Source organism: Finegoldia sp. P3-F-LR, assembly GCF_052932165.1.
The window spans coordinates 1-1,481 of sequence record NZ_JBRFJE010000043.1; the positions used below are offsets into that span (position 1 = coordinate 1).

Here is a 1,481-nt window from a genome sequence, read left to right on the forward strand (position 1 = left end):
TGACCTGAACCCGTAAACACGGAATAATTTAATAATATTTTAAGCGGAATGTAATCTGTACATAACAGGGGACATTCCGTTTAATTTTGTTTTAATTCTATCTTCATTGTACCATCTAATATATTTTTCAATCTCATTAACTAATTCATCATAACTTTTAAATTCTACTCCATAATACATTTCTTGTTTTAATATCCCAAAGAAGTTCTCCATAGGAGAATTGTCTAGACAATTGCCTTTTCTTGACATACTTTGTGTAATTTTCAATTTTTCTAACTTATTTGTCCAAGTACTATGTTGGTAATGAAATCCTTGGTCTGAGTGTATTATTAGTTTACTTATATCTTTTGTTTTATTTATTGCTTTTTCTAACATCGTATTGGTTAATTTAGTTGTTGGGTGATTGCTTAATGTATAGCTAATTATTTCGCTGTTGTATAGGTCTAGTATTGGTGATAGATAGAGTTTTTCTTCTTTGCCTCTCAATCTAAATTCTGTTACATCTGTTAACCATAATTGATTTGGTCTACTTGCCTTAAATTGTCTTTTTACTACATTATCTGCGACTTTTCCTATTTGTCCCTTGTATGATGAGTATTTTCTTGATCTAGTTTTGAATTTAGTACATAGCAAGGATTCTTCTTTCATTATTCTTAATACTCTTTTATGGTTGATATTAAAGCCTTTATTTTTTAATACCATAGTTACTCTTCTGTAGCCATATCTACCTTTTGATGCTTTTACTATGGTTTTAATTTCATCTTTAACTTCCTTGTCTTTGTCTGTTGGATTTTCTAATTTTATCTTCCATTCATAGTAGGATGATTTTGGTAACTTAGCTATTTCTATCCATTCACTTACTTTGCTTTTTGGATATTCTTTTTGTAGTTTGAGGATTATCTTTGTCTTTTCCTTGCTTCTGCTTCCTCTTCCAGTAGCAAGGCTTGTAGCTTTTTTTCGTAGATTATTTTCATTTTGAGAAGTCTATTTTCTTCTCTTAATCTTATTAATTCTTCTCTTTCAGTTTCGCTTATTGGATTACTTAGTTTAGAATTTTTATTTGATTTACTCATATCTTTTCTAGGCCTTCCTCTATTGCCTTCTAACCCAGATAAACCACTTTCTTTGTATTTTTTCTCCCAATTACAAATCATTGCTCCATTAGCGATATCGAAATACTCAGCAGTCTCTCTAAGCGAAGTATTATTTATTTGCCTATATTGTATTACAGATAGCTTAAATTCACTAGTGAATTTATTGCTTTTTAACTTTTTAGATAAGTTATCAAAACCTCCAGACTTGTATTTGTTTATCCATAGTTCTAACGTGCTTTTAGGAATTTTATATGTTTTAGCTATTGATTTAAGTCCTCCTGATTCACCTGATAAGTATTCTAGTACTAATTTTATTTTAAATTCTTTTGTGTATTTTGGCATACAAAAACCCCTCCATCCGTATTCCGGATTTTGGGGTTCAGGTCA

The 1,481-nt window shown here is 29.8% G+C and carries 1 protein-coding gene and 1 pseudogene; both read right to left on the reverse strand.

Annotated features, from left to right (window positions below):
* Nucleotides 1–39: 39 nt before the first annotated feature.
* Nucleotides 40–915, reverse strand: a pseudogene (locus ACU68U_RS09180) (IS3 family transposase); the annotation flags it as partial.
* Entirely contained in the window at nucleotides 897–1,436 is a 540-nt protein-coding gene (locus ACU68U_RS09185; RefSeq protein WP_274984002.1) for a helix-turn-helix domain containing protein, read from the reverse strand. The pseudogene ACU68U_RS09180 and the gene ACU68U_RS09185, both read right to left, overlap by 19 nt.
* Nucleotides 1,437–1,481 lie beyond the last annotated feature (45 nt).